The sequence below is a fragment of the Nonomuraea sp. NPDC047529 genome (genome assembly GCF_040642995.1).
GTDB lineage: Bacteria > Actinomycetota > Actinomycetes > Streptosporangiales > Streptosporangiaceae > Nonomuraea.
Genome location: NZ_JBEYTJ010000008.1, coordinates 253,915 through 269,220, shown reverse-complemented (window position 1 = coordinate 269,220; position 15,306 = coordinate 253,915). Strand labels below are relative to the sequence as shown.

General features: G+C 73.6%; 12 protein-coding genes. 9 read left to right on the top strand and 3 right to left on the bottom strand.

Annotated features, from left to right (window positions below):
• Nucleotides 1–113 precede the first annotated feature (113 nt).
• The 8 genes from ABZ815_RS15840 to ABZ815_RS15805 all read left to right on the top strand — a co-directional run bounded on the left by ABZ815_RS15840 (nucleotide 114) and on the right by ABZ815_RS15805 (nucleotide 10,109).
• The gene (locus ABZ815_RS15840; RefSeq protein ID WP_357698203.1) at nucleotides 114–962 is read left to right on the top strand and encodes a DUF2877 domain-containing protein; all 849 of its coding nucleotides are present in this window, start codon (nucleotides 114–116) and stop codon (nucleotides 960–962) included.
• A gap of 80 nt (nucleotides 963–1,042) precedes the next feature.
• On the top strand, nucleotides 1,043–2,296 hold the full coding sequence (locus tag ABZ815_RS15835; RefSeq protein ID WP_357698308.1) for an FdrA family protein: 1,254 nt from the start codon (nucleotides 1,043–1,045) through the stop codon (nucleotides 2,294–2,296).
• A gap of 55 nt (nucleotides 2,297–2,351) precedes the next feature.
• On the top strand, nucleotides 2,352–3,722 hold the full coding sequence (locus ABZ815_RS15830) for a DUF1116 domain-containing protein (RefSeq protein WP_357698201.1): 1,371 nt from the start codon (nucleotides 2,352–2,354) through the stop codon (nucleotides 3,720–3,722).
• Between the two features lie 178 nt (nucleotides 3,723–3,900).
• A complete protein-coding gene (locus ABZ815_RS15825; protein WP_357698199.1) occupies nucleotides 3,901–6,057 on the top strand; it encodes a serine/threonine-protein kinase in 2,157 nt (718 codons plus the stop codon).
• A 48-nt stretch (nucleotides 6,058–6,105) separates the two neighbouring features.
• Nucleotides 6,106–6,678: a TetR/AcrR family transcriptional regulator gene (locus ABZ815_RS15820; RefSeq protein ID WP_357698197.1), complete on the top strand. Its 573-nt coding sequence runs from the start codon at nucleotides 6,106–6,108 to the stop codon at nucleotides 6,676–6,678.
• Between the two features lie 66 nt (nucleotides 6,679–6,744).
• Entirely contained in the window at nucleotides 6,745–7,935 is a 1,191-nt protein-coding gene (locus tag ABZ815_RS15815; protein WP_357698195.1) for a Cmx/CmrA family chloramphenicol efflux MFS transporter, read from the top strand.
• A 15-nt stretch (nucleotides 7,936–7,950) separates the two neighbouring features.
• The gene (locus ABZ815_RS15810) at nucleotides 7,951–8,766 is read left to right on the top strand and encodes an MOSC N-terminal beta barrel domain-containing protein (RefSeq protein ID WP_357698193.1); all 816 of its coding nucleotides are present in this window, start codon (nucleotides 7,951–7,953) and stop codon (nucleotides 8,764–8,766) included.
• A gap of 77 nt (nucleotides 8,767–8,843) precedes the next feature.
• Nucleotides 8,844–10,109 carry an MFS transporter gene (locus ABZ815_RS15805; RefSeq protein WP_357698192.1) on the top strand — a complete coding sequence of 422 codons (1,266 nt, stop codon included), beginning with the start codon at nucleotides 8,844–8,846 and terminating at the stop codon, nucleotides 10,107–10,109.
• A gap of 13 nt (nucleotides 10,110–10,122) precedes the next feature.
• On the opposite strand, the gene ABZ815_RS15800 is transcribed toward ABZ815_RS15805, so the two are convergent.
• The gene (locus tag ABZ815_RS15800; RefSeq protein ID WP_357698190.1) at nucleotides 10,123–11,697 is read right to left on the bottom strand and encodes a bifunctional 3'-5' exonuclease/DNA polymerase; all 1,575 of its coding nucleotides are present in this window, start codon (nucleotides 11,695–11,697) and stop codon (nucleotides 10,123–10,125) included.
• Between the two features lie 15 nt (nucleotides 11,698–11,712).
• A complete protein-coding gene (locus tag ABZ815_RS15795; RefSeq protein WP_357698188.1) occupies nucleotides 11,713–13,200 on the bottom strand; it encodes a metallophosphoesterase in 1,488 nt (495 codons plus the stop codon).
• A 129-nt stretch (nucleotides 13,201–13,329) separates the two neighbouring features.
• On the opposite strand from ABZ815_RS15795, the gene ABZ815_RS15790 reads away from it, so the two are divergent.
• The gene (locus ABZ815_RS15790) at nucleotides 13,330–13,737 is read left to right on the top strand and encodes a hypothetical protein (RefSeq protein WP_357698186.1); all 408 of its coding nucleotides are present in this window, start codon (nucleotides 13,330–13,332) and stop codon (nucleotides 13,735–13,737) included.
• Here ABZ815_RS15790 and ABZ815_RS15785 read toward each other — a convergent pair.
• Entirely contained in the window at nucleotides 13,716–15,290 is a 1,575-nt protein-coding gene (locus tag ABZ815_RS15785) for an FAD-binding oxidoreductase (RefSeq protein WP_357698306.1), read from the bottom strand. The genes ABZ815_RS15790 and ABZ815_RS15785 overlap by 22 nt on opposite strands.
• Nucleotides 15,291–15,306 lie beyond the last annotated feature (16 nt).

Below are 15,306 nucleotides of genomic sequence, written 5' to 3'. Positions count from 1 at the left end.
ACAGGTGGTCTGTCAGGAAGAGCCAACCTTCCCGCTGACTGTTGGCAAATTTCTCCGTACGGAGGGTTCTCCGGCCGTTCTACGGTCAGGACCAGGGTCCGATGGGAGGTTCGGTGACCGTCAGTACTCATGCGCGGCGTTCCCGCGTCCGCGTGACGGGCGCGGCGAGCACCGCCGTGCGTCCCGTGCTGGAGGGGCCGCGCAGCCCGGCCCGGGTGCTCGCGGCGTTCTCGGCGGGGATATACCTGGAGGTCAGGACCGACTGCGAGCCGTCGGTGATCGCCCTCATCACCGGCGAGGCGGCCCGGCTGCCCAACTCGGTGCTGATGGCCACGCCACTCCCCCATGTCACCGTGGGTGACGACGCCTCCGTGGGCGACCGCGGCGTCGAGCTGGGCTCGCTGAGCCTCGGCGTACGCCGCTGGTGGGACCCGGCTCCCGCGCTGGGCCCGGTGGACCCGCTCAGCCTGGCCGGCATCGTCCTGGACGGCCCGGGACGGCCCGGCCTGGCCGGGAACGACGCGGTCGAGCTGCTGGCGAGCAGCTGCGCGCAGGCCCGGCTGCTGGGCGCGGTGATGGCGGCGGAACGGCTCGTGGGGCTCGGTCCCGGGCTCACGCCGAGCGGCGACGACGTGCTGGCCGGGCTGCTGGTGACGCTGAGGCACCTCGGCGCGGCGACCGGCACGGAACGGGCGGTCTGGCTGGCCGACTGGCTCGCGGCCACCGTCACCTTCGACGCGCGCACCCGTACGACGCCGATCTCGGCGACGCTGCTGCACTGCGCGGCCAGGGGCGAGGCCAGCCCGGAGGTGACCGGCGTGCTGCGCGGCATCGCGGGCAGGCAGGCGCTCGAACCGGCGTTGCGGCGGCTGCACCGGCTGGGCCACACCTCGGGCGCCGATCTCGCGCAGGGCATCTCGATCGGGCTCGACTCGGTCCGGGCGTTGAGCGGGCGCCGGTGAGCGACGACCTGATCCAGCTCCGAAAAGGGACGTACCACGACTCAGTCACCCTGATGCGAATAAGTCGTACGTTGACCGAAATGCCGGGCGTGGAGGTGGCGATGGTGGCCATGGCCACCGAGCTCAACCTCGCCATCGTGCGCGACCTCGGGTTCGAGCCCCCGCCCGCGGGGCCCGGCGACCTGCTGATCGCCGTCCGCGGCGGCGACCCCGCGCGGGCCGTCGAGGAGCTGGACGCCCGCCTGGCCGCCCGGACCACCGCCGGTACGACCACCGCCGGGGAGCAGCCGCCGCGCACCACCCGATCGGCCGCCAGGACGCCGGCCGACCTGGTCCTGGTGTCCGTGCCCGGCGAGCACGCCTTCTGCGAGGCGTACGACGCCGTCGAGGCCGGGCTGCCGGTGATGATCTTCAGCGACGGCGTGCCCCCGGCCCAGGAGCGGTGGCTCAAGGAGCTGGCCGAGGAGCGCGGCGTCCTGGTCATGGGGCCCGACTGCGGCACCGCCGTGGTCGCGGGCGTCGGGCTCGGCTTCGCCAACGTGCTGCGGCCGGGGCCCGTCGGCCTGGTCGCCGCCTCCGGCACGGGCGCCCAGCAGGTGTCGTGCCTGCTCGACTGGGCGGAGGCGGGCGTCAGCCACATCATCGGCGTGGGCGGCAGGGACCTGTCGGCCGAGGTCGGCGGGCTGTCCACGATGCGCGCGCTGCGGCTGCTCGACGACGATCCGGCCACCGAGCTGGTCGTGCTGGTCGGCAAGCCGCCGGACCCGGAGGTGGCGCGGGCCGTCCGGGAGGTGGCCGCGGGGCTGCGCACGCCGGTGGTGGAGGCGATGCTGCCGGAGACCGACCTCACCGAGGCCGCCGCGCGGACGCTGCGGGCCCTGGGCCGAAGCGTGCCCGAGTGGCCGTCGTGGCCGGGGGCGCTGCGCGGGGAGCCGCGGAGCGTCAGGGGGCTGTACGCGGGCGGCACGCTGTGCGCGGAGGCCGCCGTCCTCGCCGGGCCCGGCGAGTTCACCGACTTCGGGGACGACGCCTACACCAGGGGCAGGGCGCACCCGATGATCGACCCGACGCTGCGCCTGGAGGCCCTGTCACGCGTCCGGGCGGACGAGGTGGTGCTCCTGGACGTCGTGCTCGGCCACGTCGCCGACCTCGACCCGGCGGCGTCGCTGGCGCCGGCCGTCGCCCGTACGCCCGCCACCGTCGTGGTGGCCCTCGTCGGCAGCGCGGGCGACCCGCAGGACCTGCACCGGCAGGCCGCCGCGCTGCGCGAGGCCGGGGCGGCCGTGTTCGTCTCCAACGCCGAGGCCGCCCGACACGCCCGGAGCCTCCTGTGACCCCCGCCGCCCTGGTTCCGTCCGTTGCCGTTCGCCGTGTCGCCGGGAGGGTGTCGTGAGCCTGTTGTCGGGGCCGCCGCGGGTGATCACCGTCGGCGCGGGGCTGCTCGACGAGGCGCTGGCGGCCCAGGCCGTGCCGACGACGCCCGTCGCCTGGCGTCCGCCGCTGCCCGGCACCGCCGACGCCCTGGCCAAGGTGCTGGCCGACCCGCGCAGGACGGCCGCCAACGAGCTGGCCGTGCGCAGGCTCACCGGCGCGCGGCCGTACCTGGTGGGCCTGCGGCGGGCCGCCGAGGTGCTGCCCGTGGGCACGTTCCTGCACGCCGGGCCGCCGATCGAGTGGGAACGCGCCTCGGGCCCGATGCGCGGCGCGCTGATCGGCGCGATGTTGCTGGAGGGCCTGGCCGGCGACGAGCGGGAGGCCGAGGCCGGGCTGGCGGCGGGCGCGGTCGCCCTGCGGCCCTGTCACGAGCACGCCGTGGTGGGGCCGATGGCGGGCGTGGTGAGCCCGTCGATGTGGCTGCTGGAGGTCCGCGACGAGGAGCACGGCGGCACCGCCTACTGCTCGCTGAACGAGGGCCTGGGCAAGGTGCTCAGGTACGGCGCGTACGGCCCCGAGGTGCTCGACCGGCTGCGCTGGATGGACGAGGTGCTCGGCCCGGTCCTGGCGGCGACGCTGGCCCGTACCGGCCCAGTGGACCTGCGCTCGCTGATCGCCCAGGCCCTGCAGATGGGCGACGAGCTGCACAACCGCAACCGCGCGGCCACCTCCCTGCTGCTGCGCGAGCTGGCCCCGGCCGTGGTCGAGGCCGCGCCCGCGCAGGCGGCGCAGGTGCTGCGCTTCATCAACGGCAATGACCACTTCTTCCTCAACGCGGGCATGGCCGCGGGCAAGGTGAGCACGGACGCCGCCCGCGACATCCCCGGCTCGTCGCTGGTCGTGGCCATGGCCAGGAACGGCACCGACTTCGGCGTGCAGGTCTCCGGGCTCGGCGGACGCTGGTTCACCGGCCCCGCCGGGGTGCCGGACGGGCTCTACCTCGGCGCGTACGGCCCCCAGGACGCCAACCCCGACATCGGCGACTCCACGATCACCGAGACCTCCGGGCTGGGCGGCTTCGCGATGGCCGCCGCCCCCGCGATCGTGCGCTTCGTCGGCGGCGAGGTCGCCGACGCGGTACGGGCCACCCGCTCGATGTACGAGATCACGCTCGCCGAGCACCCCGCCTACCAGATTCCCGGGCTCGGATTCCGCGGCACGCCCGTCGGCATCGACGTGACGCTCGTCGCGAGGACGGGCATTCTGCCGGTCGTCAACACCGGGATCGCCGGGCGGGTGGCGGGCACCGGTCAGGTCGGGGCGGGGCTGGTCGAGCCGCCCGCACAGGCGTTCACCAGCGCCTTGATCGCGCTCGCCGCTGAGTAAGTGATCAGTTTGAAAAGCCGTATATCGGCAGGTCAGGACGGTTGTAAAGGGCCATCGCCTTCCATTACCGATTTTCCGCCGATATCGTGGCGAACCTCATAATCTGCAAGTAGCGCATGGCGCACGGTGTCGCGTACGGCGATCTACCGCACGAAGTGGTCACGCTCTGATGTGACAGATGAGGCTGAATGGGGGCGGCAAGATGGCAGCCGACCGCTTGCTCGGCGGGCCCGGCCCGGACCAGGGTGCACCGGGGGGTGACCCGCAGAGCCAGGGGCGTCTGGTCGGCAGGCGTTACCGGTTGATGTCGCCGGTCGGCAGGGGCGGCATGGGGATGGTGTGGCACGCCCACGACGTGCTGCTCGACCGGGACGTGGCGGTGAAGGAGCTGATCCTGCCGTACGGGCTGGATCAGGCGGGCACGCAGATGGCGCACCGGCGCATGCTGCGCGAGGCCAGGTCGGCCGCGCGGCTGACGCATCCGGGCATCGTCACCGTCCACGACGTCGTCGAGGAGGACGGCCGTCCGTGGATCGTGATGGAACTGGTCCGCGCCTGGTCGCTGGAGCAGGCCGTACGGCAGAGCGGGCCGCTGCCGGTGATCCAGGCCGCCGAGATCGGCATCCGCGTGCTCGACGCCCTCCGGCACGCGCACGCGTCCGGCATCCTGCACCGCGACATCAAGCCGGGCAACGTGCTGCTGACCTCGGACCGGGTGGTGCTGACCGACTTCGGCATCGCCGCCATCGAGGGCGACGTGACGATCACGCAGACCGGGCTGCTCATGGGCTCGCCCGCGTACGTGCCGCCGGAGCGGCTGTCCGGTCAGCCGATCGGGCAGGCGGCCGACCTGTGGTCCTTCGGCGCGACGCTGTACGCGGCCGTGGAGGGGCGGCCGCCGTACGAGGGGCCGGACGCGATCGCCGTGCTGGGCGCGGTGCTCACCCAGGAGCCGGTCAGGCCGCAGCGGGCCGGCTCGCTGCTGCCGGTGATCGAGGGCCTGCTGCGCAAGAACCCGGCCGAACGACTCGCCTCCGAGCAGGTCGCCGAGATGCTCGAAGCGGTGCTGCGCGCCCACGGCTCGGCCCGGCCGCGCCCGGTCGAGACGCTGCCGGGCGAGCCGGACCAGACGCCGCTGGGGCTGATGCCGCCGCTGGAGTTCCCGTCCGGGCCGATGCCGTCGCGCATCGTGGAGACCCCTTCGGGGCCGGTGCGGGTGCCGTACGACCCGCTGGCCGGCCCGGCGGGCGGGTACGCGATGCCGCCCTACGACGGGCTGTCGAGCCCGTCGGGCAGCCATCGCACCGACCAGCTCCCGTCCCCGGCCGGCGGCTTCGACGCCTTCGGCGGCCCCTCGGGGCCGCACCGGATGGAGCCGCCCGCCGACGATCCCGACGACCTCGACGCGCCCGTCCCGCCCGCGCCGCAGCCGATCCTGCCGCTGACCTCGGACAGCAGGGCGGCGGCCACCTCGGCCCCGTGGCCGCTGGCCTCGGCCGACGACCTGCGCGAGCACTCGCGCGACCTGTCGCACGACATCAGGCACAGCCGCCTGGCGACCCTGCCCGGCTCCTCACCGCGCTCGGACGCCACGCGCACCGGCCAGTCGCGGACCGGCTCCACACGCACCGGCTCGACGCGAACCGGCTCCGCGCGGACCGGTCCCTCGCGCTCCGGCTCCTCGCGTTCCGGCACGAGCCGCCGCCGGGCCCAGGAGGGCGGCGGCCCCTGGACGCGTAACGGCAGGCCCACACCGCTGCTGATCGCCGGCGCGGTCGCGGGCGTGGCCGTGGTGATCGGCGCGATCGCGGTCATCCTGTCCGGCGGCTCGCCCCAGGTCTCGCCCGGCGCGTCGCCGGGCGCCTCCGCGAGCGCGGCGCCGAGCAAGGCCGGACCGTCCCCGGTGCCCGACGGCTACAAGGAGCACACCGCGCCCGGCTTCGCGGCGGCGGCGCCGGACGGCTGGAAGCTCGCCACCTCGGGGGACGCGGCCACGTTCACCGGCCCCAAGGACTCCGGCACGCGGATCACGGTCGAGCAGGCCGCCCCGCAGGCCGACGGGCTCGCCGAGCTGAGCCGGCGCGAGGCCGACGGCGGCGTGGAGGGCTACATCCAGGTGCAGCTCCAGGCCACGGACTACCGGGGCTGGAAGGCCGCCGACTGGGAGTACACCTACACCTCGGCGGACGGCGTCCCGATGCACGCCCTGACCCGGTACGTCACGCTCGACGACAAGACCGCCTTCACGATCTCGTTCGACATGCCCGAGCTGAAGTGGGACGACCAGGCCGAGGCCCGCAAGGTGTTCCTGGACACGTTCCGCCAGACCACCTGACCCCCCATATTTGTATCGATCAGTCCAAAACGTGCTAGCGTGCTCGTCATGGCACGACCACGCACGTTCGAGGAGGACCGCGCCGTCGAGGCAGCCATGCGCGCGTTCTGGGACGCGGGCTACGAAGGCACCTCGACCCAGGACCTGTGCGCGGCCACCGGCCTCGGCCGCAGCAGCATCTACAACACCTTCGCGAGCAAGCGCGATCTCTACGAGCGGGCCCTTCGCCGCTACCACGAGGAGCGCACGTCCGCGCTGATCGAGCTCATGGACTCCGGCCTGCCGGTCGTGGAGAAGATCCGGACCGTGCTGTGGCAGGCGGTCGATCCGGAGGCCGGCGACCCGGCCGGCTGCCTGGTGGTCAACGCCCTGGTGGAGGTGGCCCCGCACGATCCCGGCATCGCCGCCCTGCTGCGCCGCGACGGTGAGCGACGGGTGGAGGCGCTGCGGGGCGCGATCGAGCGCGGGCAGGCCCGCGGCGAGATCGACGCCGGCAAGGACGCCCTGGCGCTGGCGCACTTCGTCGTGGCCACGGTCAGCGGCTTGCGCGTCGCGGCCAGGGGCGGGGCGGGCCGGGCGGTGCTCGAATCCATCGCGACGACCGCGCTGACCGCTTTCTGACCTCGCGCCGTTCTCTTTTTGATGGCCGAATTTTGTACTGAACGTTCTAAAACAGGAGTGTCGATCATGCCTTTGGCGGTGTTCATCCTGGGGTTGGCGATCTTCGCCCAGGGCACCTCGGAGTTGATGCTGGCCGGACTGCTGCCGGAGATGGCCGCCGACCTCGGCGTGTCCGTCCCGGACGCGGGACTGCTGATCTCGGCGTTCGCGATCGGGATGCTGGTGGGGGCGCCGGTGCTGGCCGTGGTCACGTTGCGCTGGCCGCGCCGTACGGCGTTGCTGACGTTCATGCTGGTCTTCACGCTGACGCACGTGGCCGGGGCCCTGACGTCGAGCTACGGCCTGCTGTTCGCCACTCGCGTGGCGGGCGCGGTCGTCTACGCCGGGTTCTGGGCGGTCGCGGCCTCCACGGCGATCGGCCTGGTGCCACCGAACGCCAGGGGCAAGGCCATGAGCGTGCTGGTGGGCGGGCTGACCGTGGCCACCGTCCTCGGGCTGTCCCTGGGCACGGTCATCGGCCAGCACCTCGGCTGGCGCGCCGCGTTCTGGGCCGTGGCCGCGCTGTCGGCGCTGGCGGCCGTGGGCGTTCTGGCCACGATCCCCGGCGGCCGGCCGGAGCAGGAGAACGCGCCGCGCATCGCCGACGAACTGCGCTCGACGCTGAACCCGCGCCTGTGGATCGCCCTCGCCACCACCTCGCTGGCGACCGGCGCGCTGCTGGTCTCCTTCAGCTACCTGAGCGCGATGCTGGTGGACACCACGGGCATGGAGGCGGCCTGGGTGCCCGCCGTCCTGGCCCTGTACGGCGTCGGCGCGACGATCGGCATCACCATCGGCGGGCGCACCGCCGACGCGCGCCCGTTCCCGACCCTGTACGCGGGCATCGCCGGCCTGGTCGTGACCTCGGTCCTGCTGGCCCTGGCGGCGCCGGTCGCGGTGCTGGCCGTCCCGCTGATCGTGCTGCTCGGGGCGTTCGGCTTCGCCACCAACCCGACGCTGAACACCCGCGCCTTCACCCTGGCCAAGGACGCCCCCACGATGGCCGCCGCGATGAACGTCTCCGCCTTCAACGTCGGCATCACCGTCGGCCCGTGGCTCGGCGGGCTGGCCATCGGGGCGGGTGCCGGGTACCCGTCCGTGGGCTGGATCGGGGCCGTGCTCGGCGTCGCGGCCCTGGGCACGGTGGCCCTGTCCGCCCGTACGCGCCGGGAGCCGGTCGCCGCGGCCCACCGGGCCGAGGCCGTCCCGAGGCCGTGAGGTACCGTCCTGGCCATGGAACTGGCGAGCATCCACTTCTATCCCGTCAAGTCCACCGCCGGACACGACGTCCACCGGGCCGAGGTGCAGCCGTGGGGGCTGGCCGGCGACCGGCGGTACCTGGTGACCGACGGGCAGGGCGGCCTGCTGACCGCCCGCGAGCACCCGATGCTGCTGGCCTGCGTGGCCGAGCTGGACGGCGACACCCTCACCCTGACCGGCCCGCACGCGCCCCCACTGCGCGTCACCCCTACCGACACCCTGACCACGGTGACCGTCTGGCGCACGCCGGTCGAGCTCACCGACTGCGGCGACGACGCGGCCCGCTGGCTGTCGGACCTGATCGGCCGTCCGGCGCGGCTGGCCTGGCTCGACGACCCGACCCGCCGTCCCGTCAACCCCGAGTACGGCCTGCCCGGCGACCGGGTGAGCCTGGCCGACGGCTACCCCCTGCTGCTGACCACGACCGCGTCCCTCGACCGGCTCAACGACTGGATCGCCGAGACGGCGGCCGAGCGCGGCGAGGAGGTCCGGCCACCCCTGCCCATGGGCCGCTTCCGGCCCAGCGTGGTGATCGACGGGGCGGAACGGCCGTTCGCCGAGGACGAGTGGCGGCGGCTGCGCATCGGCGAGGTCTCCTTCCGGGTGACCAAGGGCTGCGACCGCTGCGTGCTGACCACGATCGACACCGCGACCTACGCCAAGGGCAAGGAGCCCATCAGGACGCTGTCCCGCCACCGCAAGTGGGACGGCAAGGTCTGGTTCGGCATCAACCTGATCCCGGACGCCCCCGGCACGATCACGGTGGGGGATTCCGTCACCATCTTCTGATAGAAGGCACCTTTCCCAAGAGAAATGGATGCCTGTCCTCTTTAGGGTGATGTCGGGGTATATGCGAGACTTCACAGGTGACCAGCACCCCCACGAAACCCCCCGTCTCCCTGCCTGACCTCGTCAACGTCCAACGCCGGACCCTGGTCGTCCTGTCCGCCGCGCAGATCGTGGGCGGTGTGGGCGTGGCCGTCGGGCTGGCGCTCAGCTCGGTGGTCGTCGACGAGCTGTCCGGCTCGACCGTGATCAGCGGGTTCGCCGGGACCGCGACCGTGCTCGGGGCGGCGCTGCTCGCGCTGCCGACCGCGCGGCTGTCGACCCTGGGGGGACGCCGGGCGGGCCTGTCGCTGACCTACCTGGCGGCGCTGGCGGGCTGCGCGATCTCGGTGGCCGCGATCAGCCTGGGGAACTGGCCGCTGCTGCTGGCCGGGCTGGTGCTGGTCGGCGGTGGCAGCGCGGGCAGCCTGGCCGCCCGCTACTCGGCCACCGATCTGTCGCCGCAAGGCCACGCGGGCCGGCATCTGTCGCTGGTGGTGTGGGCCTCGACGGTCGGCTCGGTCGCCGGGCCCAACCTGGCCGAGCCCGCCGACCGGATGGGCATCCAGGCGGGGCTGGCGGCCAAGGCCGGGCCGTTCGCGTTCGCGGCGCTGGCGTTCGCCGTGGCGCTGGTGATCATCATCGGCGGCCTGCGTCCCGACCCGCTCAAGCTGGCCCGCGAGCTGGACGGCGCCCCGGAGCCCGGCCCCGGCCGCCATCGCACGATCAGGACGGGCCTGCGGACGCTGCGCGAGACCCCCATGGCCCGCCGCGCGCTGGTCATGATCGCGGTCTCGCACACCGCGATGGTCTCGATCATGTCGATGACCCCCGTGAAGCTCCACCACGACGGCTCGACCCTGAACGTCATCGGCCTGGTGATCAGCCTGCACATCGCCGGCATGTACATGCTCTCGCCGGTCGTGGGCTGGCTGTCCGACCGGGCGGGCAAGGTGCCGGTGCTGCTGCTCGGCTCGGCGCTGCTGCTCGCGGCGGCCGTCCTGGCGGGCACGGCCGGGCACCGCGTGTGGCAGGTGACCACCGCCCTGATCGTGCTCGGGCTCGGCTGGTCGTGCGGGCTGGTGGCCGGGTCGGCGCTGGTCACCGAGTCGGTGCCGATCGACCGCCGTCCCGCCGTGCAGGGCCTGTCCGACCTGCTCATGAACGTCTGCGGCGCCACCGGGACGATCATCGCGGGCGCCATCGTGGGCATCCTGTCCTACGGCGTGCTCGGCCTGGTCGTCGGCGTCATGGTCACCCTGTCCGGCCTCTGGCTGGCCTCGGCCCGCTACCGCGAACGCGCCTGACCGGCCCGGACGGTCACTTGGCGTCGCCGTAGCAGGCGACGGCGACGGTCTCCATCGGGAAGCGCACCGGGGTGGAGCCGAACAGCAGCCTGCTCGCCTCGGCCGCCGCCGTCGTCACCGCCGCGGCCACCTCCTCCGCCTGCTCCAGCGGGCAGTGCACCATGACCTCGTCGTGCTGGAAGAACACCAGCCTGGCGGGCTCGGGCAGCAACCCGCGCAGCACCGCCAGCAGCGCCAGCGCCCATTCGGCCGCCGTGCCCTGCACCACGAAGTTCCTGGTGAACCTGCCCCGGTCGCGGGCCGCCCGCCCGCCCTCCGGGCCGGACACGAGCTCCTTCCACCGCCCGGACGGCGGCGGGCTGGTACGCCCGAGCCACGACCGGACCAGCCGCCCCTCTTCCCCTGCCTTAGCCGCGTCCTCCACGAACTGGTACGCCTTCGGGAAGCGCTGCCGCATGACGGCCAGCAGCTTGGAGGCGTCGCCGCTGGTGCCGCCGTACATGGCGGACAGCATCGCGATCTTGGCATTGGCGCGCTCGCCCCCGAACGACCGGGCCAGCGCCGAGTAGAGGTCGATCTCCCCCGCCGCCCTGGCCAGCCCTCCGTCGCCGGCCATCGCGGCCAGCACCCTCGGCTCCAGCTGGGCCGCGTCGGCGACGACCAGCGTCCATCCCTCGTCGGCCACCACGACCCGGCGCATCACCTTGGGGATCTGCAGCGCCCCGCCGCCGCTGGTCGCCCACCGTCCGGACACCACGCCGCCGACGACGTACTCGGGGCGGAAGCGCCCGCCGCGCACCCACTGGTCGGCCCAGACCCAGCCGTGGAAGCTGTACAGCCGGGCCAGCTCCTTGTAGGCCAGCAGCGGCGCGACGGCCGGGTGCTCGATCTTCTTCAGCTCCCACGACCGGGTCGTCTTCAGCGCCACCCCCGCGCCCTTGAACGCCTTGACGAGCTGCTGCACCGAGTCGGGGTTGACCGGGTGCCCGAAGGCCGCCGCCACCTCGTCGGCCAGCGCCTGCAGCTTGGCCGGGCGCATGCCGTGCACGGGACGCGGTCCGAGCATGTCGGTGAGCAGCGCGTCGTGCACGTCCCGGCGCCAGGGCATGCCCTCGTCCGACATCTCGGCGGCGACCAGCGCGCCCGCGGACTCGGCGGCGACCAGCAGCCGGAAGCGGCCCGGCTCGGGCAGCGCCTCGATGCGGCGGAGCTGCTCGGCCAGCACCTCGGCCACCGCCTCGGCCCCCAGCGGCTCGGGCGCGAACAGCGTGCCGGACACGCTCGGCTGGTCGTCGGGCACCGGCAGGCCGTGCAGCCGGGCATGCGCGGCCCGCGCCGAGCGCGGCTCGCCGTAGCGGCCCTCGTGGGCGAGCAGCAGCCCCTCGGTGAGCACGAGGTCGTGGCAGCGCGCGACCCGCACGCCCTGCTCCAGCAGCGGCGGGTACGTCTCCCGTGTGTCGGCCCAGACCCACCGCGGCCCGGACCCGGCCTCCAGCTCCCGCACCGCGGACGCCGGATCGGCCACGCGCCGGGCCGTTCCCCCGACGGGGAGCACCGTCTCCCCCGCTACCACGACATACACGCACATAAGGGTGCCAAACAGCTACGACAAACCGATGTGCACCTCGTCCTCCAGCGGCGGCCGGAGCTCCTGCTCCAGGCAGCCGGTGGCGGCGAAGCACCGCAGGGTCAGCCGGTCGGGCGTGACCGACACGTGCAGGAACTGCTTGAAGAACGGCGGGTGGTCCCAGTCGGACAGCTCCGACAGGAAGCGGTGGAACACCTTGTCCACCGGCAGCCTGAACGGCCACGGCCAGGCCCCGAGCAGCCGCGCCGCCCAGCGCATCCGCCGGGTGACCGTGACCTGGCCCTCGATCGGCCGGGCCGGCCGGTTGCCGATCCGGCTCGACATGATGCACACCGCCTCCTCGGGCGTGAGGCGCAGCCACTTCATCCGCAGCCGGCGGGCGTAGAGCTGGCTGTAGAAGGACAGCGAGTCGCCGCGCAGCGGGTAGCACTTGAAGTCGTCCTCGGCCACACCGGCGACGTCCACCCTGTCGATGATGTGGGTGGCGTGCATGAACGCGCCGCCGCCGCCGGTCACGACGTACTGGATCACCCGGTCGCCCACCTTGACCGGATAGCGCTGGTAGTTGTGCACGTCTCCGCCGATGGCCGCGACGTACCGGTGGGCCGGGTCGCGCACGATGTCATCGATCGTGCCGCCTTCCTCCAGCAGAGACGGCTTGTGGACGTTGCCGGTGTAGATGGGCTTCCCGGTCACCAGGATCTTCGGCCGCGGGTCGAGCGAGACGCGGCGCAGCCAGGCCGTCTGCGCCTTGTCGATCACGTTCTTGATGCCGGTGTCCACGCCCACGATCACCAGGCTGTCGCTCTCGATCGCCCAGTACGACGCCGGCTGCGCGGCCTGCTGGGCCGGCCGCCCCCGCAGCTTGCGCGCCTCGGCCAGCTTCGCCTCGTCGATCGTCTCCGGCTTGCGCCACAGCAGGCCGCGCAGCCCACGGTCCGGCTTGGGCTTGAGTGGCGGGGCGTCGCAGAAGACCCGCATGAAGCCGCCGAGCCCGTCGTACCAGTCGTGGTTGCCGGGGATGGCGTAGATCGGCGCCTCGTAGTCCTGGTACGGGCGGAAGAACTTGTTCCCGTACTCGTTGCCCGACCCCGTCGGGTAGATGACGTCGCTGGCGATGACGGCGAACGACGTGTCCTGCCCCAGCCTCAGCATGCCGGGGACGACGGCGTACTGGGAGGCGTCGCCCTCGCCGGTGTCGCCGAGGATCAGGAAATTGAAATTTCCCCCGACGCCGGGCTTGATGCGAAATTCCGGATCTATCCCGCGCGCTTCCTGAGCCGCGATCCACCGTTCCCGCACCTCCCCGGAAGGATCACCGAACAAGCCGGCCAGGATCTCGTTCCTAGACAACCAGAGCGTGCGTAAATTCAACCAGGTGAATCCGCCCTTGTCCGGCCTGAGCTGGGCGAACGTCCCCGGTTCCGCACAGGCCCAGCCGGCCCCCGCCTCCGACACCCGTGAGGAATGTTGTTTCCCGCGCTCGGCCGCCACTTCCACCATGACCACATCTTTACCGGCATCTTCCATTCGCGCACACTCCACGCTCCGTACTCCCGGAAACACAGATGGTGCGGCATGGTGTAACCTCACGTCCCCAAGCAAGCCCTTGGGACGCGGAGGTGGGCCCCCATGAACCGGAACGGCCCGGACGACGCGACCCGGATGGGCACCCCCGACGCGGCGGCCGTGCAGGCGCTGCTGGCCTACGCCCTGCGCCTGCCCCGGTGGGGCCGGGGCGCCGAACGGGCCCGCGAGGCCATCGCGCAGAGCCGGGCGCTGGCCGCCAGCTCCCCCGCCGAGTACACCGGCCTGCTGGTCCACTGCCTGCGCACCACGGCCGGGCTGCTGCTCGACCGCTCCCGCGCCGTCGAGGCACTGCCCATGGCGCAGGAGGCGGTGGCGCTCAGCCGCGGGCTCGGCGGCGGCCACCTCGCGGTCTCGCTGTACCGGCTGGCCGAGGCGTACGAGGCGCTCCACCGCTACAGCGACGCCGCCGAGACGCTGGCCGAGGCCGATCAGATCCCGGGCGGCGACTGAGGCACGAGCACCCCGGGGTTGAGGATCCCGGCCGGGTCGAGCCGGTCCTTGACCGCCTGGAGCACTCCCACGCCCAGCGGGCCCAGCTCCGCGCCGTAGGCGTCCCGGTGGTCGCGGCCCACCCCGTGGTGGTGCGAGATCGTGCCGCCGGCCTCGACGATGGCCGCGTTCACCGCCTCCTTGGCCCGCTCCCACTGCGCGACGGGGTCGCCCTCCTGCGGGGTCACGACGGTGAAGTACAGCGACGCGCCGGTCTCGTACACGTGGGAGACGTGGCACATGACCAGCGGCGAGCCGAGGGCGCCGAGCAGGGCCAGCCGGACGGCGTCGTACAGGCGCGGCAGGTTCGACCAGAAGCCGGCCGTCTCCAGGGTCTCCACGGTGGCCCCCGCGCCGAGCAGCGAGTCGCGCAGGTACGGCGCGGAGAAGCGGCCGTGCTCCCATGCCTGGCCGGGCTCGGGGCCCAGCGGCTCGCCGCCGTGCCGGGCCAGGACCGCGGCGGCCGCGGCGTGCCGGTGGCCGATCCAGTCGCCCTCGACGCCGAGGATCACCAGGCAGCCGGAGCCGCCGCCGCCGATCGCGTCCGGCCGGGCCAGGCCGATCATGGTCTCGGTCTCGTCGGAGAGCCGCAGCACGGTAGGAAGCGGGCCTTCCTGGGCGAGTGCCCGCACGGCGGCCGTCCCCGCTCGGAACGACTCGAACCGCCAGCCCTCGTAGCGGCGCTCGGCCGGACGCCTGCGCACCCGCAGCCGCAGCGACGTGATGACGCCGAACGCCCCCTCCGACCCCAGGACGAGCTGGCGCAGGTCGGGCCCGGCCGCGGACTTCGGCGCGCGGCCGAGCTCCAGCGTCCCGGACGGCGTGGCCAGCGTGAGGCCGACGACCATGTCGTCGAAGCGGCCGTACCCGGCCGAGGCCTGGCCGCTGGAGCGGGCCGCGGCGAAGCCGCCGAGCGTGGCGTACTCGAAGGACTGGGGGAAGTGCCCGAGCGTGAGGCCGTGCTCGGCGAGCAGCCGCTCGGCCTCGGGGGCGCGCACGCCCGGCTCGAAGTCGGCCACCATCGACTCGGCGTCGACCGAGCGCAGCCGGTCGAGCCTGCCCAGGTCGAGCGCGATCACGCCGGTGAAGCCGGCCCGCGCGGCCACGAGCCCGCCGACGACGGAGGTGCCGCCGCCGAACGGCACGACCGCGACCCGCTCGGCCGCGCACAGCCGCAACAGCTCGGCCACCTCGTCGTGCGAGCCGGGCAGCACGACCGCGTCGGGGGCGTCGGACCCGTCGCCGGCGCGCATCCGCAGCAGGTCGGGCGTGGATTTGCCGCGCGTGTGCCGCAGCCTGGCCTCGTGCGACGTCAGCACGTGCGCGGGCCCGGCGACGGCCGCGAGGGCGGCCAGCACCGGCTCGGGCAGCGCGACCGGCGGCAGCCGCACGTCGTCGAAGGCGGCGGCCGGGGTTTCGGGCGCGCGCACGCCGAGGAGGTCGTGCAGCAGCTTGCGGATCTGTTCGGGCAGCTCGCGGGCCTTGGCGGGGTCGCCCCAGCCACACCAGAGCATGGGTTCACCGGTCACG